The organism is Actinomadura mexicana (assembly GCF_900188105.1).
In the GTDB taxonomy this organism is placed as follows: domain Bacteria; phylum Actinomycetota; class Actinomycetes; order Streptosporangiales; family Streptosporangiaceae; genus Spirillospora; species Spirillospora mexicana.
This window is the reverse complement of the sequence record NZ_FZNP01000002.1, coordinates 824453-848535: the sequence shown is the minus strand read 5'-3', so window position 1 is coordinate 848535 and position 24083 is coordinate 824453. Positions and strand designations below refer to the sequence as shown.

The window sequence follows — 24083 nt, the reverse complement described above, 5'->3', positions numbered from 1 at the left end:
TCCGGCCCCGCTCGCGACCGGTCGCTCCAGGTTCAGGCCTTGGCGAAGCGCCGGGCCCGGTGGAGGTTCGCCCATGCGCGGCCGGCGCGTGCCGCGGTGCGGAGAATCCGGATCACTGAACGTGATTCCCTGGCGACTCTCTCCCGCTCTACGCTAAGACAGACACTGATGTTCTTCTGAGCTGCCGCCGGACGACCTGGGTCCACCGACCCTCGCCAAGGGCTGCGGCGCCGAGGGCATCTCCAGTGCACGAAAGTCGATCTGAAAGGCATCGCCAGATGACACGTCCATCGGACGACAAGGGCACGGCCACCAGCGGTCTCTCCCGCCGCAAGCTCCTCAGGATGGGTGCCGGCGCCGCCCTCGGCGCGGGGGCCGTCGGTGCGGGGTGGGTCGGGTTCAGCCAGGATGGGCGGCGAGCGACGGTGATGACGGCCGGCGGGCCCGGCGACCCGTCCAGCCCGACCCTCGCGACCAAGATCAAGAATCTGAGCGGCCCGATCGAGACCGGCCCGTTCGCCTCGCCCTGGACCGACCTCGGCATCCCCGTGCGGTGCCCGAACGGCAGCATGCTGTTCGTCTGCGGCGACACCTTCAACGGCGACCACGTGCCGAACCCGGGCGAGCCCGCCGACGACTGGCGCGCCCCGGTGGGTCTGCGTTCCAGCAACGGCGACGTGAACAACCTGCGCATCGACGGAAGCGTCGGCGGAGGCCACGCCCGGGCCATGGTCGACGAGCCGCACAACCCGGTCGGCGACAAGGCCACGACGGCCATCCCGTCCGACGCGTTCGTCGTGGACGGCGTCATGTACATGCACCTCATGCGCGGCGTCATCTACGACACCCACCACACCGACTTCTGGCGCTCCACCGACAACGGCGAGACGTGGGAGTACCTGTGCCAGTGGCCGGGTGACCTGCACGGCGGCCAGTTCCAGCAGAAGACCTACGCGGTGGCCGACGACGGATGGTGCTACGTCCTGTCGACGGTCTTCAACCGCGAGCGGGACTCGGGGATGCTGCTCCACCGGGTCCGCAAGGAGAGGCTCGGCGACCCGGGCGCCTACGAGCCGTGGGGGTACGCGGACGGCGGCTGGCACTGGGGGGCGCCTCCGACGACGGTCTTCGGTGTCCGCAAGTGGGGCGAGATCTGCTTCCGCGCCATGGACGGCAAGTACGTCCTCACCTGGCTGAACATGAACGCGCTGTCGATCCGGGCGATGGTCTACCCGCTCCCGACCTCGGACCTGACCAGGACGCTGGAGCAGACGATGATCCTGCCGTCCGCTCCCGGGGCGGAGGCGGCCAACCTCGTCGCCAGCCCCTACGGCGGCTTCGTCGTCCCCGGCTCGACGTTCGGCAACTTCCACATCATCGTCAGCCAGTGGTTCGACCCGAAGAACTACCGGATCATGCAGTACAAGATCAACATGCTCTCCTGAGCCGGGACCGGGCGCCGTCCCCGAACGGCGCCCGGCTCCGCCCCGACCGCCCACAGCCCGGGCACTTGCCCCTCCATCTGCTGTCCCCGTCCCGGTCACCGGTGGATGCCGAAGGTGTGCGCGACGTGCGGGGTATCGACCAGGGTGTGGGGCGCCAGGGCGTGGTAGGCCCAGACGTGCACCCACGCGTTGCCGGTGCGCACGGTCAGCCATGCCTTCACCATGCCGGGACCGAAGTAGGTGAGCAGCAGGAAGGCGATCGAGATGGCCGCCTCCCCGGGGGAGCCGTACTCCGCCCAGGAGTCCCACACGTGCAACGCCGCGTAGGCCAGGCCGCCGAAGATCACGGTGGTCGCGATCGAGCCGGTCAGCTTGACGAAGCGGGGGATCAGGATCGCGTAGACGAAGACCATCGTCGGCAGGACCGTGCCCGCCATGTAGAGGACGAAGGTGAGCGGCGCGCCCAGCAGCAACTGCCGGGCGCCGAGGCCGAAGATCTCCGGTCGCAGCGCGGCGGTCTGCACGGCCGCCTCGACCAGGAGCACGACGACGATCAGGCCGAAGTCGCCGCGCCGGTCGGCGGAGACCAGGCCGAGCTCCCGGGCGGAGTAGCGGCGCCGGAAGTACACCAGCGGGACGATCGCGAAGACCACCAGGTTGTAACCGGCCCAGGCGATCGCCTCGGCCCGCGTGACGTGGTCGTTCGACTCGCTCATCGAGCCGGCCAGGTGCAGGCCGAACGGGTGCCAACCGAACGCCCGCCCCACCGCGAACCCGAAGGCGAGCCCGCCGGCGCCGTAGGCGGTGAGGAGCAGGGTCTCACGGAGCGCGGTGGCGCGCTCGGGGGCGCGGGCCGCCAGGTCGGGCCTGGGCCGGCGCCGGGTGAGGAGGAAGACCAGGGCCATGATGGCGAAGACCTCGGCGAGCCGGAGGTCGAGGTCCACCAGATGGGCGGACGTGGTGCGCTCCGCGGCGTCGTGCAGGTCGAGCGGGAGTCTCCGGTCGGCCAGGACCAGGATCAGCGCGTTCGCCGACACCCATCCCAGCACGGCCGCCCATACGGCGCGATTGCGGAGGAGCGATCGGACCGTGCCGCCGCCTGACTGCGGGCCGGTGCCGGACGGACGTCGCGCGGGTTGCTCAAGGCGCATCGGCAGGTCTCCGTTCGAGGCTTAGTAGTACAACTGTGCTACTTCCGGCGGATAGTAGCACGACTGTGCTACTAATAGGGGATGCCTCGAGTGGTGGACGGTGAGCAACGGCGCCGGGACGTGGCGGCGGCGGTGTGGCGGGTGATCCTGCGCGACGGGCTGGACCGGGCCTCGGTCCGCAACGTGGCGAGCGAGGCCGGGCTGTCGATGGGTTCGCTGCGGCACTACTTCGCCACGCAGTCCGAGCTGCTGGCGTTCACCCTGCGCGCGATCATCGAGCGGATCGAGCAGCGGATGGCGGCGCTTCCCCCCGAGCCCGATCCGCGTCGCCGCGCCGAGCTGGTCCTGGCCGAACTGCTGCCGATGGACGAGGAGCGGGCCGTCGAGAACCGGGTATGGCTGGCCTTCACCGCCCGCGCGATGGTCGATCCGAAGCTGCGGGCCCTGCAGAGCGAAGGGTACGACCTCCTGCGCGAGGGCTGCCGCTCCCTCGCACGCTCCCTGGACGTTCCCGAACCCGCCGTGGAGTACGAGACCGACCGGCTGCACGCGCTTGTCGACGGCCTGGCCGTCCACGCCGCGACCCACCCCCACGTGACCACCCCGGCGCGGATGCGCGAGATCATCGCCTTCCATCTCGCCGGACTCGGCCGTCCCGCCAGGACCGCCTGACCGGGCCGGCAGCACGGCCGTCGAGCCTTTCGAGGTCAGGTCAGGTTCAGGTCTTGGGGGACGTCGTCAGAGGTCAGATCGGTTCTCAGTCGGACGAAGCGGGCGGGGTGGCGCCAGCGGCCGTGTTCCACTGCGGCGTCCACGCTGATTTCCGCGACAGTGTCCGGTGTCACGCGGGTGTAGTGGATCGGCTCCCTGGTGGCGGGGAGGCCGCCGGCCCAGCCTGCGGGCAGGGGCTCCGGCCAGGGGTGGTCCGCGCCCGCACGGGACAGGGCGCCGGTCAGCGCCGTGCGCGCCCGAGGGTCGAGCGGTGTGGTGCGGGCGACCACTCGCAGCCTCCCGGCGGTGGTGTACCTGCCCAGGAGCAGGTCCTGCGGCTGTTCGAGGGTGCCGGTCACCCCGCCGATGATCGCCTCGGTCGTGGTGCGGTGCTTCACCTTCCACCAGCCGCGCTTCCCCTCCTTGTAGGTGCCGTCCGCGGCCTTCACGACCAGGCCCTCGATGCCCTGCGCGACGAGGATCTCGAACCACAGGCGGGCTTCGCCCACGTCGCGCAGTTGCGGGCAGAGGACGATGCGGGACGTGCCGGGAAGGTCGTGCAGGAGGCGCTCCAGTTCGGCCCGGCGGGAGGAGAGGGGGGCGGAGCGGTAGTCCGTCCCGCCGGTCTCCAGGACGTCGAAGACGACGTAGTGGCACGGCTCAGTGATCGGGGAGCCGGTGCGGCGTGTGACGTGGCGGCGTTGGAGGGCGGCGAAGTCCAGACGGCCGTCGCCTCCCCAGCGGACGATCTCGCCGTCCACGACCGTGCCGGGCGGAAGGGTTCCGGAGACGGCAGAGACGATTTCCGGAAAGGCCGCGTCCAGGCGCTTGAGGCGGCGTGACCAGAGCTGTACACCGCCTTCCTCGCTCACGCGGGCGACGCAGCGGAATCCGTCGAATTTCGGTTCGTAGCGGCAGCCGCCTGAGCAGGCCCTTTCCTGCGGGATGCGGTCGACGGCGGTCGCGGCCATGGGGGCGACGGGTCCTCGGATGCGCACCGCCTCCACCCCCCGATCGCGGCTCGTAGCCGGAGTACCCGCCGGTGGCGCCGCGAGTGCCCCTCGTTACGGGTTTGGTCAGGTCATTGCCTCCGCGTGACCGGGCAGGGCCGCACGCTGCCCGAGGGCCTGCGCGGCGACCTGATCGACCGGGCGCCTCGGTGGCGGCGCCGGCGCCGGCGGGCGGCGGGCCCGGCCGGCGGGTACCGGGATGAAGCCGGTGGCGGCGACCACGCCCCTCGACGGCTCGGTGCCCGGCGAGGAGATGGGGAGCTGGTCGACCACTCCTACGAGCTCGTGGTGGCGAAACTACCCGCGCCCAGCGGACCCTTCTCCAGGCCGCTTCTCGTTCACGGAATGGATGGCCTTTTCCTGCCCAGGGCACTTTGCGAGAACAAAGTCCGATTCTACCTAAATTGCGCTGTCTGGCCGGTTCGCAATGCCCTTCGCGCGCCGAGGGCGAGGCCTGTTGTGAATCCGCCTAATCGGTGTACGGTACTCCCCGTGGCGATCTTCAGACGTCACGCGACAAACCAAACAAAGGAAGGACACCATGTCCAAGATATGGACTCCGGGCGATAACGCGCCCGGTTTCGACCCCGGCAGCCTGAGGCTCCGGGTCGACGAATACCTCTCCCGGTGCGAGCAGCAGCTGATCGGCTTCCGCCGCGACCTGCACGCGCACCCGGAAGTGGCGTTCAAGGAGCACCGCACGACCACGGCCATCGTCGAGTTCCTGACCGCGATCGGCCTCCGGCCGTGGGTCCTGCCCAGCGGTACCGGCGTCATCTGCGACATCCGCGGGGGCGACGGCCCAATGATCGCGCTGCGCGCGGACATCGACGCGCTGCCCCAGCACGACACCAAGGACGTCCCGTACCGCTCGACGGTGCCGGGCGTCGCGCACAACTGCGGCCACGACGTCCACACCACCATGCTGCTGGGCACGGCCCGCTTCCTGGCGATGCTGGCCGAGGCCGGCCTGCTTCGCGGAACGGTGCGGCTAATCTTCCAGCCCGGCGAGGAGTACCCCGGCGGCGCGCGGAACGTGATCGACGCCGGGGCTCTGGACGGGGTGGAGCGCATCTTCGCGCTGCACTGCGATCCGGCGCAGGAGGTCGGATTCCTCGGTCTGCGGACCGGGGCGATCACGGCGTCCTACGACAGGATCCGGGTGGAGGTCACCGGGCCGGGCGGGCACACCGCGCGGCCGCACCTGACCGCCGACCTGATCACGGCTCTGGCGGCCATCGCGACCGGCCTGCCGGCGGTGCTGTCGCGCGAGATCGACGCGCGTTCCGCCCACGTGCTGGGCTGGGGCCGCGTCGAGGCGGGCTCGGCGGCGAACGCGATCCCCACCGAGGGGTTCCTTGAGGGGACGCTCCGCTGCCTGGACCCGCAGGACCGGCGGCTGGCGCTGGCCGAGCTGCCGAGGCTGCTCGACCACCTGGCCGGGCTCTACAAGGTCGAGGCACAGCTGATCACCTCGATCAACCTGCCGCCCACGATCAACGAGGCGACGAGCGTGCGGATCCTCCGGGACTCCGGTCGTCTGGCGCTCGGCGAGGACAAGATCAACCCCACCGGGCAGAGCATCGGCGGGGAGGACTTCGCCCTGTACCTCGAACTGGTCGGGGGCGCCCTCGGGCGCTTCGGCGTGCGCAGGCCCGGCACGCCGAAGTACGACCTTCACCAGGGGGGCTTCGACGTCGACGAGAGCTGCATCGCGCTCGGCGTCCGGCTGCTGGTGCACACGGCGCTGACGGCTCTGGACCGGTCGCGGTCTGAGGCCTGACGCACCGACCGGCCGCGATCGCCTTCTCATCGATCACGGCCAAGGGGCCCGGTTCACGCCGGGCCCCTTCTCGTTCTCCGCCGCGCGCGGACGTTCGCCAACGGGCAGCCGGCCCTTGTCGCGTACCGGTGGTCCGAGGGCGCGTACCGGTTGCACACCCTCCAGGTCTTCACCGTGACGCCGCGGGGTGTGGCGCGCAACGTCTTCCAGGACGCGGCGATCATCATCCCGATGTTCGCCCGCCGCCTCTCGGCCGCGGACGGCTGAGTCACCACGAGCGCGCCGCGCGCTCCGCGGCGGCGTGCCACCAGGCCGGAGGAGAAGGACCGGCGACCCGGGACGCGGGCTGGTCGGGATGCAGACCGAGGCACCGGAGGGCGTCGGCCCGCACGCGGACGCTGTACCAGCCGCGCGGGCGTCCGTCCTCGTCCCGCCCGCAGGCCAGCCCTATCGTGACCTCGTCGCCCTGGAAGGGCATCCAGTCGATGCCGCGGTCACGCAGTCAACCCCGCAGCGCGGCGGCGGGCCCCGGGCAGCCGCGGACGTTCTCGTACGTGACGACGGTGATCCAGGCGTTCATGTGGCCATCATGCCCGGCGGGCTGGACGCGGTCGAGACGGGCCGCGGGCACAGGCCGCAGGCGTAGTGCCCGACCGTGGGGGCGTCAGGCAGAAGTCTTATTCATGGCGGAAAGGGACCTCCGTCAGCTCTTCTTGTAGGCGACGAAATCGATCTCGACGAGGATGTTCATCAGCTCGGAGCCCACGGTGGTGCGCACCGGGTAGGGCTTGGTGAAGTGCTCCCGGTAGACCTCGTCGTAGGCGGCGAAGTCGCGGTGGAGGTCCTGGAGGTGGACGGTCGACTTCACCACGTCGTCCAGGCCCAGCCCATGTTCGCGCAGGATCGCGGCCAGGTTGGCGAGGGTCTGCCGGGTCTGCGCGGCGACGTCCGTGCCGACGATCTCGCCGGTCTTCGGGTCGAGCGGCCCCATCCCGGACGTGTACACGAAGTCGCCGACCACGAGAGCCTGCGAGTAGGTGCCGACGGGCGGGGCGGAGTCCGCGCTGTGAAGTTCGCGCTTGCTCATGTCTGTCTCCTCGGCTGGTCGAGTCGCTCTTCGGGTCACCCCGCTCATCGGATGACCCTGCTTATCGATGACACCGCTCATCGGGTGACGTCGTGCTCTGCGGTTTCCAGGAGTTCCAGATCGGCGCGGCTGGGCAGGCCCTCCCAGTCGCCGCGGACGGTGACGGCGAACGCGCCCGCGGCCGTGGCGGTGGCCAGGCGCGCGGCGACGGGCAGGCCGCGGGCGAACTCGGCGAGGTAGCCGGCGGCGAACGCGTCCCCGGCGCCGACCGGGTCCACGACGGGGACCCGGTGGGCGGGCCGGACGTGCAGCCGCCCCTCGCAGAACGCGACCACCCCGGCGGCGCCCCGCTTGACGAGGACGTCGCGGGGGCCGAGCGCGGCCAGGGCGGTGGCGAGCGCGCCCGGGTCGTCGCCCGGCACGACGAGGCGGGCCTCCTGCTCGGTCGCGAACACCAGGTCGGCGCGCTCGACCAGGGTGTGCAGGCATTCCCCGGCCTCGGCGGGCGTCCACAGCGCCGACCGGTAGTTGAGGTCGAGGGAGACGGGGACGCCGGCGTCCCGCGCGGTCTCGACGGCGTCGTCCAGGGCCTGGCGGGCGGTGTCGCCGATCGCGGCGGTGATGCCGGTGACGTGCAGGACGCGCGCGGTCCGGATCAGGTCGTGCGGAACGTCGGACGGGCGCAGCCGGGAGCCCGCGCTGCCCGTCCGGTAGTACTGGACGCGGGTGAGCGTGCCCGAGCGGCGCTCCTTGAACAGCAGCGCGGTGGGCGCGGTGCCGTCCACCACCGCGTGGCCGACCCGGACGCCCTCCCCGGCGAGCACCGTGGTGATCAGCCGGCCGAACTCGTCGTCGCCGACGCGGCCGAACCAGGCCGCGCCGCCGCCGAGCCGCGACAGCCCGATCGCCGTGTTCGACTCGGCGCCGCCGATGCCGAGGTCGAGCGAGCGGGCGTGCCGCATCGGCCCGACGGAGGGGTTCTCCAGCCGCGCCATGGTCTCGCCGAACGTGACGAGGTCGAGGCTCGGTGCCAGGCGGGAGGTCATGGGGTTCCCTTCTCGGAGGTACCGGTCTCAGAAGTACGTGCGGATCAGGTCGACCACCGTGTGGTCGTCGTCCACGACGGGGATGACCTGCCATTTGTCGAAGGCCGTGCAGGGATGGGAGATGCCGAAGCAGATCAGCTCCCCCGGACGCACGGAGGCGTCCCCCGTCGCGACGTAGGCGTGGTGGTCGTTGGTGCCGGTGACGCGCATGGCGTCCGCGGGGGCGATCGTCCCGTCCGCCCTGCGGATCCGCAGCGGGACCGGCAGGCCCGCGTCGTAGGGGGCCTCCCGCTTGCCCATCCCGACGATCGCGAGGCCGGGTTCCGGGACGGAGGTGACCTGCGCCCAGATCTCCAGCGCGGCGTCCAGCGAGCCGGGGACGCGGTTGAACGGCGTCCGGTCGGTGTAGATGCCGTCGTCGTGGGAGACGTAGGCGCCGCTGCGCAGCACCACGGTCAGGTCGTGGCCGGGCAGCCAGTCGCCCGCGAGCTTCTCGGCGACCTGGTCGAAGTAGGCGCTGCCGCCGGCGGTGACGACGACGTCGCGGGGGAGCAGCGGGGACAGCTCGGCGGTCGCGTCGCGCAGCGCGCCGAGATAGGCACCGGCCGCCGCGACGTCCGGCAGCCCGCCCTCGTACCCGGCGACGCCGGCGAGTTCCGTGCCGGGCGCGTCGGCGACCGCGCGGGCGACCGCGGCCAGTTCCGCCACCGTGCGGCAGCCGGTGCGGCCGTTGTCGTGGCCGAGCTCGACGAGCACCCGGAACGGGCGCTCACCGGCCGCCGCGGAGATCGCCGCGACGCCCTCGGCGGAGTCGGCGTACAGCAGGAACTGCATGCCGCGGTCGATCTCGCCGCCGAGCCAGCGCAGCGCGGTCGGATCGAGCAGTTCGTTGGCCAGCAGGATGCGGGGGACGCCGAACGTCCGGTAGGCCAGCACCTGGTTGGCGGTCGCGGCGGTGATGCCCCAGGCGCCCGCGTCGAGCTGGGCCTGGAACAGCGTCGGCGCCATGGACGTCTTGCCGTGCGGCGCGAACGCGAGCCCGTGCTCCCGGCTGAACGCGGCGAGGGCCGCGATGTTGCGGTCCAGCGCCGACCGCCGCGCCACCATCACCGGCCAGGTGAACGGGCCGCCGAACAGCGGGTGCCGGGCGGCGGCGAACTCTCCCAGGGAGACGGGCGGACCGGGCGCCCAGAGGCCCTTGGTCCGCCAGTCGACGTGCTCGCCGGGAATGGTGAGGCTCACGGCTGGTTCCCTTCCTGCGGGTCGTGACGGGACGTTGCGTGAGGGCCCCGGCCGTCCCGGCCGCGGGACGGCCGGGACGAGCCGAGCACGCGGGAGATCTCCAGGCCCGCCCGCTCGACCATCGGCCCGACCTCCCTGACCCGCGCCGGCGTCAATCGGGACGCCAGCCCCGAGACGCTGAGCGCCCCCACGGCCCGGTCGGTGTGGTCGAAGACGGGCGCGGCGACGCAGCGGACCTCGGGCTCGTTCTCCCGGTCGTCCACGGCGTACCCGCAGAGGCGCACCCGCTCCAGCTCCGCGGCCAGCCGCGCCGGGTCGGTGATCGTCCGCTCGGTGCGCGCCGGCATCCCGGCCGCGACGGCCGCCTGGAGGTCGTCCTCGCCCAGCCAGGCGAGGACGGCCTTGCCGACGGCCGTCCGGTAGGCGGGCATCCGCAGCCCGACGCGGGACGCCATCCGGACGTTGTGCTCGTTCTCCACCTTGTCGATGTAGACGACGTCGGGGGCCTCGTAGACGACGAGGTGGCACGTCTCCCCCGCGAGGTGCTGGAGGCGGCGGAGCGGGTCGGCGGCGACCGACCGCATGTCCAGCGACGACAGGTACGCCTGCCCGAGGCGCAGCGCGCCGTGGCCGAGCCGGAACCAGCCGGTCTCGCGGTCGCGGGTGAGCAGGTCGCCGTCGATGAGCGGCTGCGCGAGCCGCAGCACGGTGCTCTTGCTGATGCCGAGGTCGTCGGCGATGCGGGTCAGCGACACGCCGCGCCCGTCGGCGTCGTCGCGGACGAGGTCGAGGACGGCGAGCGCGCGGCGCAGCGACGACGACTGGTTCCGCGGTTTGGCCTGGCCGGTCGTCATGGGGTGCCCCCCGGGAGCAGGCCGCGGCGCAGGACGTCCCGCGCGGTTCGCAGGCGCCGTCCGGCGCGGGCGGGCGAGATCTCGCGGTGGCCCGGCAGCAGCATGTCGACCTCCAGCCCGGCGAGTCGTTCCAGGCTCGCGGCGTAGTCGGGGACGCGCGAGTCGTGCAGGTTCTGCAGGGAGATCCGGCCGCCGTCGGGAACGCGGTCCCCGAGAACAGCGCGCGGCCCTCGGGCGCGTCGAACAGGTAGCAGGTGCAGGTAACCGGACTTTCGTGCCGGTATTCGTGGAGAGTATGGGGCGCACCAGGCGCGGCGCCAGATTTGCAACACATGATTTTGCATTGCACAACCGGCTTTTGACCTGCGACGTTACCGGCACCGGAGGGAGCGGCGCCGGTGGAGGGGAGGCGCGGGTCCGCTAAGCCTTGGGGCGGCGCAGCAGGAACGGCCGCACGCGGCCCAGGCCCTGCAACGGGCGGGGACGCAGGCCGGAGGCGTCGTAGGGCCCGGACGGCAGCGCGGAGGCCATGCCTGCGTCGGCCAGCACCGTCCCCGGGTAGGCGGTGGAGGTCAGGCGCGCGGCCATGTTGACGGGCGTGCCGAACACGTCGCCCAGCCGCTGGATGACCTCGCCGTAGGCGAGGCCGACGCGGACCTTGGGCGAGCCGGGGTCCTCGTTGAACCGCTCCGCGACGCGCAGCCCGATCTCCGCGGCGGCGCCGGCGGCGGGCGCGACGAACAGGACCTCGTCGCCGAGCGTCTTGACCACGCGGCCCCCGCACTCGGCGACGATGTGCGTGACGGCCCACTCGAAGCGCTCGACGAAGCCGGCCAGGGCGTCGCCGTCGAGACTGCGGCTCAGCCGGGTGAACGACACGACGTCGGCGAACCCGACCGCGAGGAGCGCGACGCCCGCGGCGGGGTCGGCCTGCGCGGTGGCGGTGGACGCGGCGGCGCGCATGCCGGCGGCGGTGAGCTGGCGCCGCCAGCCGTGCAGCAGCAGCCGCTCGAACGAGGGCCGAAGCTCCTCGGTGGCGATCAGAGCCGCGGTGACCAGGTCGGACGTCACCGGCTCGTCGGACGGCAGGGCGCTCAGGCGCTGGAGCCACACGTCGCCGAGCCAGCTGGCGAGCCGTCCCATCGTCTGGCCGACGGCGCGGACGAGCTGGAGCACCGTCTCCTCGTCCACCAGCTCGTGGGACAGGACCTCGCGGATCTCCTGGAGCGCGGCCACGTCACCGTCGGTGAAGGCGACCTCGTCGTCCGGCGGGACGGGGAAGCCGAGCGCCTGCCAGATACGCCGGGCGAAGTCGTCCGAGACGCCCGCCCTGGCCTCGACCTCCCTGCGCGTGTAGCACAGGGGGCCGCCGAGGAGGGTCTCCTCGATGTCGTCCGCCATGCGGCAACCTTATGTGCCATTGATCGATGTAACAATGAGGTGGGGGTAAGATCACGGCGGTCACGACGACACGAGCCGGCGGACGGGGCATGGCCGAGTACCGAATCGACGAGCTGGCGCGGCTGGCGGGCAGCACGGTGCGCAACATCCGCGCCTACCAGGACCGCGGCCTGCTGCCGCCGCCCCGCCTCGAAGGCCGGGTCGGCATGTACGACGACACGCACCTGGCGCGGCTGCGGCTGATCGGCAAGCTGCTCGGCCGCGGCTACACCTTCGCGATCATCAAGGACCTGCTGGGCGCCTGGGAGACCGGCAAGGACGTCGCCGAGGTGCTCGGGCTGGAGAAGGTCCTCACCGACCCGTGGTCGGACGAGATCCCCGGCACCGCCACCTACGAGGAGCTGGTGGCGAAGTTCGGAACCGGCCTGGACGAGGACCAGGTCGCCCGCACCCTGGAGCGGACGGTCGAGCTCGGCCTGATCGAGCCCGACGGGGACAAGTACCGGGTACCGAGCCCGCGGCTGCTGCACGTCGGCGCCGAACTCGTCGCCGCCGGCATCCCGCTGGACTCCGTCCTCGACATCGCCGGGCAGATCCGCGCCGACTGCGATGTGATCGCCGGGCGGTTCGTGAACCTCGTGCAGGAGCACGTGTTCACGCGGCTGGAGCGCCAGCCCGTCCCGGACGGCGACGAGGTGGGCGAGGTCGCCGAAGTGGTCCGCCGGATGCGTCCGCTGGTGAAGATGGTCGTCGACCCGTTCATCGCGCGGGCCATGGAGATCCGCGTCCAGGCGGCGCTCGGCGACCACCTCGAAATGATCAGGGACCACCTCGGGGAGCGCCCCGCCGCCGGCGGCTGAGCCGCTACAGCAGCGTCGCGCCCCAGACGACCTTCACCTCGTGCGGCGCCCCCTCGGAGTCGGTGAAGGTCAGCGTGCCCTGCCCCGGCAGGCCGATGAGCGCCGTCCGCAGCGTGATCGTCAGGCTCGTGGTGCCGTCCTCGGGCATGCCGCCCTGCATCTGCGACAGGATCAGCTGGTTCGACGACGTCATCGCCGTCCAGGACACCGGGCCGCTCTTCGCCGCAAGGCTGACCTGGGCGGTCTTCGTCCCGTACATCTCGACCTTGGCGGGGCTCACCACGAGGACGCCGGGCGTCTCGGGCGTGCTGGACGACGGCGGCGGCCGCTGCGGCGTCTGCACCGGATCCTCCGGCCGCTCCTGGTTCTTCTCGTGGGTCTGCGGGTCGGGCGGCGGCTGGCCGGGACGGGCCTGCGCGCCCCCGCCGGGCCCCTGCGGCGCCCCCCTGCCGTGCCCCTGGCCCTCCGGCCTCTCCTGCGTGATCGACGGCTGCGGATGCGTGCGGAACGGCGGCCACGACAGCGTCCCGCCGCCGATCCCGGGCCCCATCACGACCGCGACGGCGAGGGCCGCCGCCAGCGCGCCCACCATGCCGCCCCCGGTGAACAGCCACCGGCGCGTGAACGGCGACGGCACGTCCGGCTGGCTCGGCAGGCCCGACGGGGTCAGCGTCCCGCCGCGCGCCGCGATGTCGGCGCGGTAGCCCGCCAGCTCGGGGTCCGTCGCGGTGTGCATGACGCGGTGCCGCAGCGCCGCGGGCAGCACCGGCGCGGGCGCCCGCCCGAGCAGCGCGGCCGCGGTCACCCGGGCCCGGGCGCGGCAGTCGTCGCAGCCGGCGGCGTGCATCTCGGTCGCGGGATCGACCGGGGAGACCTCGCCGCGGCGGCGCGAACGCCACCACGGCCCCCTGCCCGGCTCCGCCGGAGGGGCCTCCTCCCGGGGGGCCGGGGCGCGTGCGGCCAGCACGGGGATCGCCGCGGACCGGGTCTCCTCGGCCGTGCGAGCGGCGGCGGCGCACTCCCGTCCCGCGCGGCCGATCTCCCGCTGCACGGCGGCGTCGAGCTGGGCGCGCGTCCTGCGCACCCGCGCGGCGGCCCGCCGCGCGGACAGGCCGAGCGTCGCCCCGAGGCGGGCCGGGCGCATGCCGTGCCGGTGCGTCAGGAGCATGACCTCCTGGTCGACCGGCTCCAGCCGGGACAGGCACGCGCGCAGGAGGTCGTGCAGCTCGTCGGACCGCGGACGGTCCGGCGCCGCGTCGCCGTCTTCGGCACGGTCCAGGAACGGCACGTCGGAGAATTCGGCGTCCCGGTCCCAGAACAGCACCTTGGGACGGCCGCGGCGGATGCAGCGGCGCCGCGCCGCGCCGTACAGCCAGGAACTCAGATAGAGGTGGTCGCGCATTCGGGGAGCACGGCGGCAGGCGTCGATGAACGCGTCATGGACGATGTCGGCGGCCGCTTTCTCGTCCCCCGACATCGACAGCGCGTAATCGTAGAGGCGCTCGCCGTATTCGTCGTAGAGCGCGGCCAGGGCCGCCTCGTCACCTTCGTTCAAACCCTTGACGAGCTTGCGGTCGGCTGTGGGGGCGGAGGTGGACAACCTGGGCATTCACGCTCCCGGCAGCGGAGTGTGGAAGTTGCCCCCATGGGGGCCATCCGGACATTCAGCCCACCTTGCATACACCCGCGAGCCCGGTCCGCACCACTTGATCCGTTGAAATCGCCGCGAGAGTAACCGACAGTGAGTAGGCGCGCCCCTGCGTGACCACCCGAACAATGACTCGGCGTCAGAATCCAGTAATCGAAGCGGTGTCAATCGGCACGCCGCCCTTCCGGATCACCGTCCGCGCACCGGCACCGGAACACCTTTCCGTCGAATCCGGCTCCCGCGGAGCGCACCCACCGCGCATCGGCGAACAGGAGGCCGGGTCGTCAGGTGATCGTCAGCACCGTGAGGTCGCCGTCCCGGTACATCTGCCGAAGGGTCTTCTTCGAGAACTTGCCGACGCTGGTCTTCGGGACCTCCGCGATGAACGTCCAGCGCTCGGGAAGCTGCCACTTCGCGATCCGCCCGGCGAGGAACTCCCGCAGCTGCGCCGCCGTGACCTCCGCCCCGTCCCGCACGACGACTGACGCGAGCGGACGCTCCTGCCAGCGGTCGTCGGGCACGCCGACCACGGCCGCCTCCACCACGTCCGGATGGGCCATGAGGTGGTTCTCCAGCTCCACCGACGAGATCCACTCCCCGCCCGACTTGATGACGTCCTTCGCCCGGTCGGTGAGGACGAGGTACCCGTCCGGCGACAGCGTCCCCACGTCCCCGGTGCGCAGCCAGCCGTCGTGGAACCTCTCGGGATCCTCGTCCAGGTGGTACGCGCCGGTGATCCAGGGCCCGCGGATCTCGACCTCCCCGACGGCCTCCCCGTCGCGCGGCAGCACCACGTCGCCGTCCCCCACGATCCGCATCTCCAGCCCGGCGAGGACACGGCCCTGGCTCGCCCGCGCCCGCCACACGTCCTCGCCCGCCGCCCCGGGCGGCGGGTGCGCGACCGACGCGACCGGCGAGGTCTCCGTCATCCCCCAGGCCTGCACGATCCGGACGCCGATCTCCTCGAACCCGCGCATCAGCGACTCCGGCACCGCCGACCCTCCGCACGGGACGAGCCGCAGCGAGGTCAGGTCCGAGCCGTGCTCCTTGGCGTACCGCAGCACGTCCGACCAGATCGTCGGCACCGCGCCCGCGACCGTCGGACGCTCGGCCTCGATGAGCCGGACGAGCGGCTCCGCCTGCAGGAACCGGTCCGGCATCACCAGCGACGCGCCCGCCATCACCGCCGCGTAGGGCAGCCCCCAGGCGTTCGCGTGGAACATCGGCACCACCGGCAGGACCACGTCGGACGCGCCCAGCCCCATCGCGTTGCCCGTGCACGTCGACATCGAGTGCAGGTACGCCGACCGGTGCGAGTAGACGACGCCCTTCGGATTCCCGGTGGTCCCGCTCGTGTAGCACATCGCGGCGGCCCACCGCTCGTCGATCTCGGGCCACGCGAACGTCGCCGGAGCCGCCGCGAGCAGCTCCTCGTAGTCGTGCAGCTCCTTGCCGGCGCCCTCCAGCGGCGCGGTGTCGCCCTCCCCGACGACCACCACGTGCCGGACGGTCTCGAACCGCGCCAGCACCGGCGCGAGCAGCGGGATCAGCGACGCGTCCGCGATGACGACCCGGTCCTCCGCATGGTTCGCGATGTAGACGAGCTGGTCGGGGAAGAGCCGCAGGTTGAGCGTGTGCAGCACGGCGCCCATCGACGGCACCGCCAGGTACGCCTCCAGGTGCTCGGTGTTGTTCCACATGAACGTGGCGACCCGCTGGTCCCCGGTCACTCCGAGCCCCCGCAGCGCCCCCGCCAGCCGCGCGGCGCGCTCACCCACCTCCGCGTACGTGCGGCGCCGCGTCCCGTCCCCGGTCCAGGTGGAGACCGCGGCCTCCCCGAAGACCCCGGCCCCGCCGCGCATGATCGTCGTAATGGTCAACGGAAAGTCCTGCATCGTGCTCCACACGGCTGTGCCTTTCTCCCCAGGGGTGGCGACCCCCCTGGAACCCCCCGTCACGAGCCGGGCGATCCTCACGCCACGGTGCGGGTGTGCTGTGCCCGTGCGGGTTCACGTTGCGTCGCTGCGGTCGCCCGGCTCGACGGGTCGTGCGACCTCCAGGCGCCTGGAGCGCCTTCCGGTCACCCGACCCGCGCCGGGATTCGAGTTCCTCCAAGAGTGGGATACAGGTGTCCCCATCCAAGAACGCTTGATCGGACAAATCAACCCTCTAATACAGCTCCCGCAGGCGGGCCATGGCTCGGGAGACGGTGGACTTGACCGTGCCGACGCTCACGCCCAGGATTTCGGCGATCTCGCGTTCGGACATGTCCTCGTAGTAGCGGAGCATGACCGCCAGGCGCTGGCGTTCGGGGAGGCGGCCGAGGGCGCGGCCCAGGGCGTCGCGCATCTCGCTGCGGTCGGTGTGGTCCTCGACGGGGCGTTCGGGGAGCTGGTCGGTGGGGTAGACGTCCAGCTTGCGGCGGCGCCACCAGGAGATCTGGGTGTTGACCATGGCGCGGCGGACGTAACCGTCCAGGGCGGAGCGGTCCTCGATGCGGTCCCAGGCGAGGAAGGTCTTGGCGAGGGCGGCCTGGAGGAGGTCCTCGGCCTCGGCGCGGTCGCTGGTGAGCTGGGTGGCGGCCCTGAGCAGAACGGGGCCGCGTTCCAACACGTATGCGCGGAACTCCTCGTGCCGCGTCGCGTTCACACCCACCACCGGACTCAGGGGCTGGGGAGCCGCGCCGACTCCCGGTATGACGACGATCGCATGCGCGGCGTCATTACGGGCCTACTAGAACAACATATCCGGGTCAACCAGTTCATATTCTTCAACCGAGGTAGATCAAATTTCCTCCACTCGTTGACTTATCGCGACAAATCCGTCGACAGCCGGGTCACGGCGCGTGACTCTTGACTCACTGTCCTAACAGCTGTTGCCGAACGTCACGATGATCGATGCCGGAGTGCCGCGATGCCGACGACCCACCTCCGCCGGGCGGCGCACCGCCGGGCGTTGTTCGCGGCCCCCGAACGTCCGGAGGCCGACCGCCGCGCGCGCGCGGTGAGCGGGATCGTCCTGGACGCGAGCCCGCATCTGCTGGTGGTGGCCGAGGCGGGGGCGCGGGGGGCCGAGACCCGCATCGCGATGAGCGAGGACACCGCGATCTGGCACGGCGGGCGCGGGGGCCCCGCCGCGCTGCGGCCGGGCCGGCCCGTGGTCGTCCGGCGGACCGGCACCGGCCGCGCCGAGCGGATCTGGGTGGGCATCGGCCGCGTCAGCGGCACGATCCTCGCGTGCGGGCGCGGCACCGTGGAGGTGGACATGGGGCCGCACCGCGGGCGCGCCCACGTGGTGGTCCCGCCGTCCGTCCTCGGCCCGGTGCTGGTCCGGCACCCGCGCCTGGAGCCCGGCTACCTGATCGACGTGATCTGCGTGGGGTCCCCCGGCGGCCCGCAGGCGGTGCGTCCGGGCACGTCGCAGCCCGGCTACCGGGTGGCCGACCTCGCCGCGCCGGAGGCGGCCGCGCCGGTGCCGCGGGAGCCGAGCGGGACCGCGACCTGGTTCGGCGGCGTGGAGGGGGAGTGGCGGAACGGGGCGTCCTACCCGGCGGTCGACTCCGAGGGGGACGCCGGGGGCTGCGCGGACGCCCCGTCCGGATGCGCGCCGATGCCGTACCTGTCGATCGGCAGCGAGATCATCGTCCGCAACGAGTGCGCGGGGCGGTCGGCGCCGGTGCCGGTGATCGAGTGCGGCTGCACGGCGGCCCGGTTCTGCGACCGGTGCGTGGAGTGCGACGCCTCGCCGCGGGGGCGGATCGTCGAGCTGACCCCGGCCGCCTTCGCCGGGCTCGGCGGCGACCTGGCGGCCGGCTGCTTCAACGCGACCGTCCGGCCGGGCGCGCCGCAGAGGGTGGTGGGGCCATGCTGACGGCGATACAGAACACCCAGGTCCTGCTGCTGGCGGCGGTGCTCCTGGCGGCGTGCCTGGCGAAGCTGACGGTGCGGGAGCGGGCGGCGGGCGCGCCGGACCACGTGCACGGCGTCCCGGTGCCGGCCGGGCTCGCGCGGCTGTCGGCGCTGCGCCGCGGCCGGGGCATGACGGTCGGGCTCGGCATCGGCGAGGGCGTGCTCGGCCTCGCGCTGCTGCTGACCTCGCACCTGTCGGTGCGGCTGGCGACGACGGTGGCCTTCGCCGCCGCGACCTGGGTCGTCGGCGAGCTGCGGGTGCACAGGCCGGACGCGGGTTGCGGCTGTTTCGGCGCGCTCAGCGCCAAAAAGGTGGACCGGCGCAGCGTGCTGCGGGCGATGCTGTTCACCTGCGCGGCGGTCGTCTCGCTCGGCGCGCCGCACGCGGGCGTGGACGTGCTGCGGGACGTCCACGCGCAGGTGTGGCTCGTGTTCGCGGTCGAGGTCGCACTGTTCGTGGCGCTGTCCCCCGAGCTGGCGCAGCTGGCCGGGCGGCACCGGCTGCCGCGCGCCGTGCCGTGCGAGCGGCGCCGCAGCCCGATGCCGGAGACCTTCGCGAGACTGTACGACAGCGCGGCGTGGACCGAGCACGAGAACGCGATCAGGAGCGCGGTGCCGCTGGACGTGTGGCGGGAGGGCTGCTGGCGGTTCGTGGCCTTCCCCGGACGGGTGCGCGAGCGGGAAGTGGAGATCGTCTTCGCGGTGTCGACGTCGGAGCGGGACCGGGCCGTCCGGTCGGCGGTGGTGGCGCCCGCCGGACGTGCCCAGTAGGCGGGGAGAGACGGCCCGGCCGGGGACGCCGTCAGAACTGCTGGGCGGTGCCCCCGCGCGAGTGCCGGAAGAGGAGGCGCCGGGTGCGGGCGTGCAGCGCCTCGCGCAGCCGGACCATGTACCGGTTCTCCGACCCGGTCTCCGGTGGGCGGCCGCCCTGGTCCTGCCGCATCGCGGACTCGTCGTAGCCGAGGACCGAGGCGGAGATCTCGTCCTCGTCCAGGAGATCGTCGTCGGTCTCGTGGCCGCGGGGCCGGCGTCGCACTGTCATGTCTTCCTTCGGCATCGCCCAGTTGCCCGCCGCGGGTCGCCACAAGGTCTCCTACCCCGTTGACCTGGCAGACAACACGCGGGACGCCGCCGGTAGGTCGGCTGCGCCGATTCACCAACGGCCTTCGGACTCCTCCTCTCCCACGTCGAGGGGGGCGTCGGCCGAGGCGGGGTGGTCGCCGTCCGCGCCCGGGGGGGCGGGCCGCCCTGCTCCTGCTGGCATCGCCTCCTCGTCGAGCGTGGACCTGGTCGCCTCTGCAACTCTCTAGCGCTTTCTACGAAAAAGCCTAGAAAGCATTAGAGAAAACCAGAGGAGGGACGAGCGAAATCTACGGCTCTCTATCCCTGTCACTAGAGAGTCGGATACTCGCCGCGACGAGGCGGCTCGATGCGGCCTTCTACCGCTCTCTAGCGTTGTCGCTAGAGAGCCCGATAGGCGGAGAGGTCAGGCGGGCTGGGCCCGGAGGAACTTGCCGAAGTGCGGGACGGTGAACGCCACCATGCCGCGTTCGGCGCTGTAGATGAGGCCCTTCTTGATGAGCCCGTCGCGGGCGGGCGACAGGCTGGACGGTTTGCGGCCCAGCTCGTCGGCGACGGACGCGGTGGGCACCGGGTCGTCGCCGAGCATGGCCATGGCGCGCATGTAGTCGCGCTCGGCCGGGGTGGCGCGCTCGTAACGGCTGCCGAAGAAACCGACGGCGAGCTCGCTCTCCGCCTCGGGCGCGGCGACCCTGATGTCGTCGGCGGTGATGGGGCTGTCGGGCGCGACGTCCCAGACGACCTTGGCGTACGCCTGGACGAAGTAGGGGTAGCCGTCGGCCGCGCCGTACAGCGCGTCCAGGGCGTCCTGGGTGAAGGTGACGTCCTCGCGCTCGGCGGGGGCCAGCAGCGCGACGTCGGCCGACTCGCGGTCGAGCCGGTCGATGCGGGCGTACCGGAAGAGCCGCTCGGAGTAGGACTTGCTCGCCGACAGGACGGCGGGCAGGTGCGGCAGGCCCGCGCCCACCACGATCAGCGGGCCGCCGACCTGCGACAGCTCGTGGCACGCGGCGCACAGCGCGGACACGTCGTCGGCCGGGATGTCCTGCATCTCGTCGACGAACAGGGCGATCCCGACGCCGACGTCGGTCGCGACGGAGGCGGCGTCCACGAACAGCTCGGTGAGGTCGATCTCCAGGTCGCCGGAGTCGGCGCGGCCGCGCGCGGCGGGCACGTCGATGCCGGGCTGCCAGCGGTGCGCCCGCGCCTTGGCCTTGCCGGACGGCTCGGGGCCCGCCTGCGCGAACGCCTTGAGCACGCCGAGGAACTCCTCGATGCGGTCGGGCGCGCGGTGCCGGGGCGCCAGCTCCCGGACGGCCCGGTGCAGCGCGGACGCCACCGGACGGCGGATCGACTGGTCGGGCCGGGCCTCGATCTTCCCCGTCCCCCACAGCCGCTGGATCGCCTGCGACCGGAAGGCGTTGAGCAGCACGGTCTTGCCCACTCCGCGCAGCCCGGTGACGATCATGCTGCGCTCGGGGCGGCCGCGGGCCACGCGTTCGAGCACCACCTCGAACTGCCGGAGCTCGCGGTCGCGGCCGGCCAGCTCGGGCGGGCGCTGCCCGGCGCCCGGGGCATAGGGGTTCCGCACGGGGTCCACGCTCTCGGACTCTATGAGGCGATATAGCTGCGGCCGTAGATTTGCGTAGAGAACGCTGCGGCGTGTCGCGTGGTCGCGCCGCCGTCCGCAGCGCGCGGAGCCCTCGGGCTCCCGTGCGGCCATGGTCGCCACCATGTCGCCTCCAGGCGAGCGCGTTCGAACAGGGCGGTCGAACTTGTGTTCGATTATTCGAACACAGTAGCGCACGCCCTCCCCTCCGTCACGCGAACACGGAAGACGACCCCGGCCGCGGGCACCACCCCCGCGGCCGGGGAGCTCGGCATCCCGACCCGGGGGTCAGGCCAGGGGCTCGTCCGCGTCGGACCGGTGGGGGACCTTCTCGGCGGGGACGGTGCCCATGCGCCCGGCCTGGAAGTCCTCGAACGCCTGGACGATCTCGTCGCGGGTGTTCATCACGAAGGGGCCGTACCGGGCGATCGGCTCCCGGATCGGCAGGCCCCCGAGGACGAGGATCTCCCAGCCCGCGGCACCGGCGGCCGGCTGCCCGTCGGCGGCGCGGACGACGAGGCCGTCCCCGTCGCCCCCGTGGTGCGAGCCGGCGAACACGGCGAGCTGCCCCTCGTCCAGCGCGGCCTCCTCCACGCCCGCCGTCCCGCGGCCCGACAGGACGTACACCAGCGCGTTGAAGTCGCGCGGCCAGGGCAGCGCCAGGCGCGCCCCGGGCGCGACGGTCGCGTGCAGGTAGTTGATCGGCGTGTAGGTGACCCCGGGGCCGTCGTATCCGGCGAGCGACCCGGCGATGACGCGCACCAGGGACGACCCGTCGTCGGCGGCGAGCAGCTTGACGTCGCGGGCCTCGATGTCCTGGTAGCGCGGCGGGACCCACTTCTGGGCGCGCGGCAGGTTGACCCAGAGCTGGACGCCGTGGAACAGGCCGCCCTTGGCCACCAGCTCGGGCGGCGGCTGCTCGATGTGCTGGAGCCCGGACGCGGCCGTCATCCACTGCGTGGCGCCATCGGCGATGAGGCCGCCGCCACCGGTGGTGTCCCGGTGCTGGAACGCTCCGTCGATGATGTAGGTGACGGTCTCGAACCCCCGGTGCGGATGCCACGGGGTGCCTTTCGCCTCACCCGGTGCGTACTCGACGGCGCCCATGTGGTCCAGGAGCAGGAACGGGTCGGCCAGGGACAGGTCGATGCCCGGGAACGGGCGCCTGACCTGGAAGCCCTCGCCCTCCAGGTGGCGCTCGGCGGTCACGATCTTCGCGACGCGGCGCCAGTCGGTGCCCTCCTGCGGCAGCAGCGGCAGGCGGGGCAGGGTCAGCGGGTCGGCCATCACGGCAGGCATCGGGTTCTCCCTCGTCCGGGTGTCCGTCCGCGATCGGGCGGTGCACTGGTCCCTGCAACATAGTTGATGCTTCAACTATTTCCTCGGACGGAGGTACCCGTCCTGCTAGGCTGAAGATAGCGCGAGTTAGTTGAATCTTCAACATATGGGCTATACTCGGGGCATGACCGAACCTCGCTGGCTCGATGCCGCCCAGCAGCGCGATTGGCGGGCATACGTGGACGGCAGCGTCCGGCTCACCGAGGTCATGGACCGCGATCTCAAGACCAAGCACGGCCTGTCGAACTCCGAGTACGAGATCCTCGTCCGGCTGTCGGAGGCGCCCGACCGGCGGCTGCGGATGGCCGAACTCGCCGACAACGCCAGCCAGTCGCGCAGCCGGCTCTCCCACACCTGCTCCCGTCTGGAGAGCAAGGGCCTGGTCAAGCGGGACAGCTGCCCGAACGACAAGCGCGGCGTCTACGCGCACCTGACCGACGAGGGCTTCGCCGCGCTGGAGCGCGCCGCCCGCGACCACGTCGAGGTCGTCCGGACGTTCTTCATCGACGTGGTCGAGCCCCAGGACCTGGAGGCCATCGGGCGCGCGTTCGGCGTCGTGCTGAAGCGGCTCGGCGGCTCGTCCTAGAGCGGGGCGGTCACGCCGGTCAGGAACCCGACGGACAGCAGGGTCAGCAGGCCCCAGGCGAGCATCATCCCGATGCCGAAGGTCCGCCACCGCCCGCCGACCTTCCAGGCCAGCAGGCCGCCGAGCCCGAACGCCAGCACCAGCAGCGTCACGAACTGCGGCAGCAGGCTGGGCCTGCGGCTCATCATCAGCGGCGGGTACATCATCACGGCGTCGACGAAGACGAAGGCCGCCATGCCGGCCGCCAGCGCCTTGACGTCCCGGCCGAGGAACGCCCGCGCGCGCTCCGCGGCGACCTGCGCCCTCTCCGTCTGCAGCAGCGGCTGCGCCCGCGCCGCCTGCTCGACCTCCACGCTGTGCGCGACCGCGAAGATCTCGTCTTCGAGGCTGGGGAGGTCCCTCTCCTGAGGTTCCGCCATTCCGGCTCCCTGGGGCCGGACGCCGCCGGGCGACATGCCCGGCGGATGATGGGATCCACGGCCCGTCCGTCCCGGCCCTTTTCCGGCGGGCGCGCCTTCAAACGCACCGTAGCGAATACCCGGCCCGGCCCGCGCTCCCCCTGACCTGCGTATGCTGCAAAGATGCCAGGTAGAGGGGCTATGGGAACCGCGACTTTCCTCGCCACGCTGGTGGCCGTGCCGCTCGCCGCGGCCGGATGTGGCCGCGGCGGCGACGACACGGGCGAGTCGGCGCCGCCGGCGACCCCGCCGACCGCGTCCGCTCCGAGCACCCCGTCGCCGTCCCCGAGCAGGCAGGGCTTCCAGTCCACGATCAAGAAGGTGTCGGCCGGGGACCTCGACCACTCGTGGCGGCGCGGCTGCCCCGTGTCGCCCTCCGGGCTCCGGATGATCGAGATGACCTACTGGGGGATGGACGACGAGCCGCACACCGGTGGGCGGCTCGTCGTCAACGCCAAGGCGGCCGGCGATCTGGTGAAGGTGTTCAGGAAGCTGTACGCCATGCGCTACCCGATCGAGCGCATGGAGCCGGTCGACAAGTACAAGGGCAGCGACTTCGACTCGATCGAGGCGAACAACACCTCGGCGTTCAACTGCCGCCAGGCGACCGGGTCGAGCTCGTTCTCCAACCACGCCTACGGTCTCGCGGTCGACATCAACCCGTGCCAGAACCCGTACGTCTACGCGGACGGACGTGTCGCGCACAAGGACTGCGTCAAGTACAAGAACCGCAAGAACGACGACCCGGGCGTCATCCACGCCGGCGACAAGGTCGTCAAGGCGTTCGCCTCGATCGGCTGGAGCTGGGGCGGCACCTGGAGCGGCGCCCGCGACTACCAGCACTTCTCCAGTTCGGGCCGCTGAGC

The 24083-nt window shown here is 72.3% G+C and carries 25 protein-coding genes; 8 read left to right on the top strand and 17 right to left on the bottom strand.

The genetic code is table 11. The features are described from left to right. The first annotated feature begins 278 nt into the window (after positions 1-278). Positions 279-1445, top strand: a complete 1167-nt coding sequence (locus CHC11_RS08325) for a DUF4185 domain-containing protein (protein WP_089310967.1) — start codon at positions 279-281, stop codon at positions 1443-1445. Between the two features lie 95 nt (positions 1446-1540). On the opposite strand, the gene CHC11_RS08320 is transcribed toward CHC11_RS08325, so the two are convergent. Next, complete coding sequence (locus CHC11_RS08320; RefSeq protein ID WP_218825966.1) at positions 1541-2596, bottom strand: hypothetical protein; 1056 nt, start codon at positions 2594-2596, stop codon at positions 1541-1543. 81 nt (positions 2597-2677) lie between these two features. Here CHC11_RS08320 and CHC11_RS08315 point away from each other — a divergent pair, with 81 nt between their 5' ends. Beyond that, positions 2678-3268, top strand: a complete 591-nt coding sequence (locus CHC11_RS08315) for a TetR/AcrR family transcriptional regulator (RefSeq protein ID WP_089310966.1) — start codon at positions 2678-2680, stop codon at positions 3266-3268. A 35-nt stretch (positions 3269-3303) separates the two neighbouring features. On the opposite strand, the gene CHC11_RS08310 is transcribed toward CHC11_RS08315, so the two are convergent. Next, positions 3304-4305, bottom strand: coding sequence for an ATP-dependent DNA ligase (locus tag CHC11_RS08310; protein WP_245918900.1), 1002 nt, complete (start codon positions 4303-4305; stop codon positions 3304-3306). A gap of 553 nt (positions 4306-4858) precedes the next feature. Here CHC11_RS08310 and CHC11_RS08300 point away from each other — a divergent pair. After that, a complete protein-coding gene (locus CHC11_RS08300; RefSeq protein WP_089310963.1) occupies positions 4859-6100 on the top strand; it encodes an amidohydrolase in 1242 nt (413 codons plus the stop codon). 268 nt (positions 6101-6368) lie between these two features. Here CHC11_RS08300 and CHC11_RS08295 read toward each other — a convergent pair whose 3' ends face one another. The 8 genes from CHC11_RS08295 to CHC11_RS08270 form a co-directional block, all read right to left on the bottom strand. Further along, on the bottom strand, positions 6369-6578 hold the full coding sequence (locus CHC11_RS08295; protein WP_089310962.1) for a hypothetical protein: 210 nt from the start codon (positions 6576-6578) through the stop codon (positions 6369-6371). Between the two features lie 24 nt (positions 6579-6602). Further along, entirely contained in the window at positions 6603-6731 is a 129-nt protein-coding gene (locus CHC11_RS43340; RefSeq protein ID WP_281258289.1) for a hypothetical protein, read from the bottom strand. Between the two features lie 72 nt (positions 6732-6803). Beyond that, positions 6804-7187 (bottom strand): RidA family protein, encoded by a 384-nt coding sequence (locus CHC11_RS08290; RefSeq protein ID WP_089310961.1) that lies wholly within the window; start codon positions 7185-7187, stop codon positions 6804-6806. A 77-nt stretch (positions 7188-7264) separates the two neighbouring features. Then, the gene (locus tag CHC11_RS08285; protein ID WP_089310960.1) at positions 7265-8233 is read right to left on the bottom strand and encodes a sugar kinase; all 969 of its coding nucleotides are present in this window, start codon (positions 8231-8233) and stop codon (positions 7265-7267) included. 27 nt (positions 8234-8260) lie between these two features. Beyond that, a complete protein-coding gene (locus CHC11_RS08280; RefSeq protein ID WP_089310959.1) occupies positions 8261-9475 on the bottom strand; it encodes an alanine racemase in 1215 nt (404 codons plus the stop codon). Continuing rightward, on the bottom strand, positions 9472-10329 hold the full coding sequence (locus CHC11_RS08275; RefSeq protein ID WP_089310958.1) for an IclR family transcriptional regulator: 858 nt from the start codon (positions 10327-10329) through the stop codon (positions 9472-9474). Before CHC11_RS08275 ends, CHC11_RS08280 begins: the two co-directional genes overlap by 4 nt. Then, positions 10326-10658 carry an MBL fold metallo-hydrolase gene (locus CHC11_RS40135; protein WP_143226968.1) on the bottom strand — a complete coding sequence of 111 codons (333 nt, stop codon included), beginning with the start codon at positions 10656-10658 and terminating at the stop codon, positions 10326-10328. Before CHC11_RS40135 ends, CHC11_RS08275 begins: the two co-directional genes overlap by 4 nt. A 91-nt stretch (positions 10659-10749) precedes the next feature. Next, the gene (locus CHC11_RS08270) at positions 10750-11730 is read right to left on the bottom strand and encodes an adenylate/guanylate cyclase domain-containing protein (RefSeq protein WP_089310957.1); all 981 of its coding nucleotides are present in this window, start codon (positions 11728-11730) and stop codon (positions 10750-10752) included. Between the two features lie 89 nt (positions 11731-11819). Here CHC11_RS08270 and CHC11_RS08265 point away from each other — a divergent pair, with 89 nt between their 5' ends. Next, positions 11820-12590 carry a MerR family transcriptional regulator gene (locus CHC11_RS08265; RefSeq protein WP_089310956.1) on the top strand — a complete coding sequence of 257 codons (771 nt, stop codon included), beginning with the start codon at positions 11820-11822 and terminating at the stop codon, positions 12588-12590. A 4-nt stretch (positions 12591-12594) separates the two neighbouring features. Here CHC11_RS08265 and CHC11_RS08260 read toward each other — a convergent pair whose 3' ends face one another. The 3 genes from CHC11_RS08260 to CHC11_RS08250 all read right to left on the bottom strand — a co-directional run bounded on the left by CHC11_RS08260 (position 12595) and on the right by CHC11_RS08250 (position 16896). Further along, the gene (locus CHC11_RS08260) at positions 12595-14199 is read right to left on the bottom strand and encodes an RNA polymerase sigma factor (RefSeq protein WP_089310955.1); all 1605 of its coding nucleotides are present in this window, start codon (positions 14197-14199) and stop codon (positions 12595-12597) included. 323 nt (positions 14200-14522) lie between these two features. Beyond that, positions 14523-16133: a long-chain fatty acid--CoA ligase gene (locus CHC11_RS08255; RefSeq protein WP_281258288.1), complete on the bottom strand. Its 1611-nt coding sequence runs from the start codon at positions 16131-16133 to the stop codon at positions 14523-14525. A 274-nt stretch (positions 16134-16407) separates the two neighbouring features. Then, entirely contained in the window at positions 16408-16896 is a 489-nt protein-coding gene (locus tag CHC11_RS08250) for a SigE family RNA polymerase sigma factor (RefSeq protein WP_425427286.1), read from the bottom strand. 255 nt (positions 16897-17151) lie between these two features. Here CHC11_RS08250 and CHC11_RS08245 point away from each other — a divergent pair, with 255 nt between their 5' ends. Continuing rightward, a complete protein-coding gene (locus CHC11_RS08245) occupies positions 17152-18108 on the top strand; it encodes a hypothetical protein (protein WP_245918896.1) in 957 nt (318 codons plus the stop codon). Beyond that, positions 18102-18917 (top strand): MauE/DoxX family redox-associated membrane protein, encoded by an 816-nt coding sequence (locus CHC11_RS08240; protein ID WP_089310952.1) that lies wholly within the window; start codon positions 18102-18104, stop codon positions 18915-18917. Before CHC11_RS08245 ends, CHC11_RS08240 begins: the two co-directional genes overlap by 7 nt. Before the next feature lie 31 nt (positions 18918-18948). Here the strand turns inward: CHC11_RS08240 and CHC11_RS08235 are convergent, their stop codons facing one another. From CHC11_RS08235 to CHC11_RS08225, 3 genes are all read right to left on the bottom strand, one after another. Continuing rightward, positions 18949-19188, bottom strand: coding sequence for a hypothetical protein (locus tag CHC11_RS08235; protein WP_143226967.1), 240 nt, complete (start codon positions 19186-19188; stop codon positions 18949-18951). A 444-nt stretch (positions 19189-19632) separates the two neighbouring features. Beyond that, the gene (locus tag CHC11_RS08230; RefSeq protein WP_425427292.1) at positions 19633-20817 is read right to left on the bottom strand and encodes an ATP-binding protein; all 1185 of its coding nucleotides are present in this window, start codon (positions 20815-20817) and stop codon (positions 19633-19635) included. A 306-nt stretch (positions 20818-21123) separates the two neighbouring features. Next, positions 21124-22134 carry a pirin family protein gene (locus tag CHC11_RS08225; RefSeq protein ID WP_089310949.1) on the bottom strand — a complete coding sequence of 337 codons (1011 nt, stop codon included), beginning with the start codon at positions 22132-22134 and terminating at the stop codon, positions 21124-21126. Positions 22135-22297: 163 nt separating this feature from the next. Between CHC11_RS08225 and CHC11_RS08220 the strand changes: the two genes are divergently transcribed. Beyond that, positions 22298-22759 carry a MarR family winged helix-turn-helix transcriptional regulator gene (locus tag CHC11_RS08220; RefSeq protein ID WP_089310948.1) on the top strand — a complete coding sequence of 154 codons (462 nt, stop codon included), beginning with the start codon at positions 22298-22300 and terminating at the stop codon, positions 22757-22759. On the opposite strand, the gene CHC11_RS08215 is transcribed toward CHC11_RS08220, so the two are convergent. Next, positions 22756-23178: a hypothetical protein gene (locus tag CHC11_RS08215; protein WP_089310947.1), complete on the bottom strand. Its 423-nt coding sequence runs from the start codon at positions 23176-23178 to the stop codon at positions 22756-22758. The genes CHC11_RS08220 and CHC11_RS08215 overlap by 4 nt on opposite strands. A gap of 180 nt (positions 23179-23358) precedes the next feature. Between CHC11_RS08215 and CHC11_RS08210 the strand changes: the two genes are divergently transcribed. Next, positions 23359-24081: a M15 family metallopeptidase gene (locus CHC11_RS08210; protein ID WP_089310946.1), complete on the top strand. Its 723-nt coding sequence runs from the start codon at positions 23359-23361 to the stop codon at positions 24079-24081. Positions 24082-24083: the final 2 nt, after the last annotated feature.

Bases quoted from the DNA above. Each gene is read 5' to 3' on its own strand.
- CHC11_RS08325 (WP_089310967.1), top strand. From the start codon at position 279: ATGACACGTCCATCGGACGACAAGGGCACGGCCACCAGCGGTCTCTCC.
- CHC11_RS08320 (WP_218825966.1), bottom strand. From the start codon at position 2,596: ATGCGCCTTGAGCAACCCGCGCGACGTCCGTCCGGCACCGGCCCGCAG.
- CHC11_RS08315 (WP_089310966.1), top strand. From the start codon at position 2,678: ATGCCTCGAGTGGTGGACGGTGAGCAACGGCGCCGGGACGTGGCGGCG.
- CHC11_RS08300 (WP_089310963.1), top strand. From the start codon at position 4,859: ATGTCCAAGATATGGACTCCGGGCGATAACGCGCCCGGTTTCGACCCC.
- CHC11_RS08295 (WP_089310962.1), bottom strand. From the start codon at position 6,578: ATGCCCTTCCAGGGCGACGAGGTCACGATAGGGCTGGCCTGCGGGCGG.
- CHC11_RS08290 (WP_089310961.1), bottom strand. From the start codon at position 7,187: ATGAGCAAGCGCGAACTTCACAGCGCGGACTCCGCCCCGCCCGTCGGC.
- CHC11_RS08285 (WP_089310960.1), bottom strand. From the start codon at position 8,233: ATGACCTCCCGCCTGGCACCGAGCCTCGACCTCGTCACGTTCGGCGAG.
- CHC11_RS08275 (WP_089310958.1), bottom strand. From the start codon at position 10,329: ATGACGACCGGCCAGGCCAAACCGCGGAACCAGTCGTCGTCGCTGCGC.
- CHC11_RS08270 (WP_089310957.1), bottom strand. From the start codon at position 11,730: ATGGCGGACGACATCGAGGAGACCCTCCTCGGCGGCCCCCTGTGCTAC.
- CHC11_RS08265 (WP_089310956.1), top strand. From the start codon at position 11,820: ATGGCCGAGTACCGAATCGACGAGCTGGCGCGGCTGGCGGGCAGCACG.
- CHC11_RS08260 (WP_089310955.1), bottom strand. From the start codon at position 14,199: ATGCCCAGGTTGTCCACCTCCGCCCCCACAGCCGACCGCAAGCTCGTC.
- CHC11_RS08255 (WP_281258288.1), bottom strand. From the start codon at position 16,133: ATGCAGGACTTTCCGTTGACCATTACGACGATCATGCGCGGCGGGGCC.
- CHC11_RS08245 (WP_245918896.1), top strand. From the start codon at position 17,152: ATGCCGACGACCCACCTCCGCCGGGCGGCGCACCGCCGGGCGTTGTTC.
- CHC11_RS08240 (WP_089310952.1), top strand. From the start codon at position 18,102: ATGCTGACGGCGATACAGAACACCCAGGTCCTGCTGCTGGCGGCGGTG.
- CHC11_RS08235 (WP_143226967.1), bottom strand. From the start codon at position 19,188: ATGACAGTGCGACGCCGGCCCCGCGGCCACGAGACCGACGACGATCTC.
- CHC11_RS08225 (WP_089310949.1), bottom strand. From the start codon at position 22,134: ATGCCTGCCGTGATGGCCGACCCGCTGACCCTGCCCCGCCTGCCGCTG.
- CHC11_RS08220 (WP_089310948.1), top strand. From the start codon at position 22,298: ATGACCGAACCTCGCTGGCTCGATGCCGCCCAGCAGCGCGATTGGCGG.
- CHC11_RS08215 (WP_089310947.1), bottom strand. From the start codon at position 23,178: ATGGCGGAACCTCAGGAGAGGGACCTCCCCAGCCTCGAAGACGAGATC.
- CHC11_RS08210 (WP_089310946.1), top strand. From the start codon at position 23,359: ATGGGAACCGCGACTTTCCTCGCCACGCTGGTGGCCGTGCCGCTCGCC.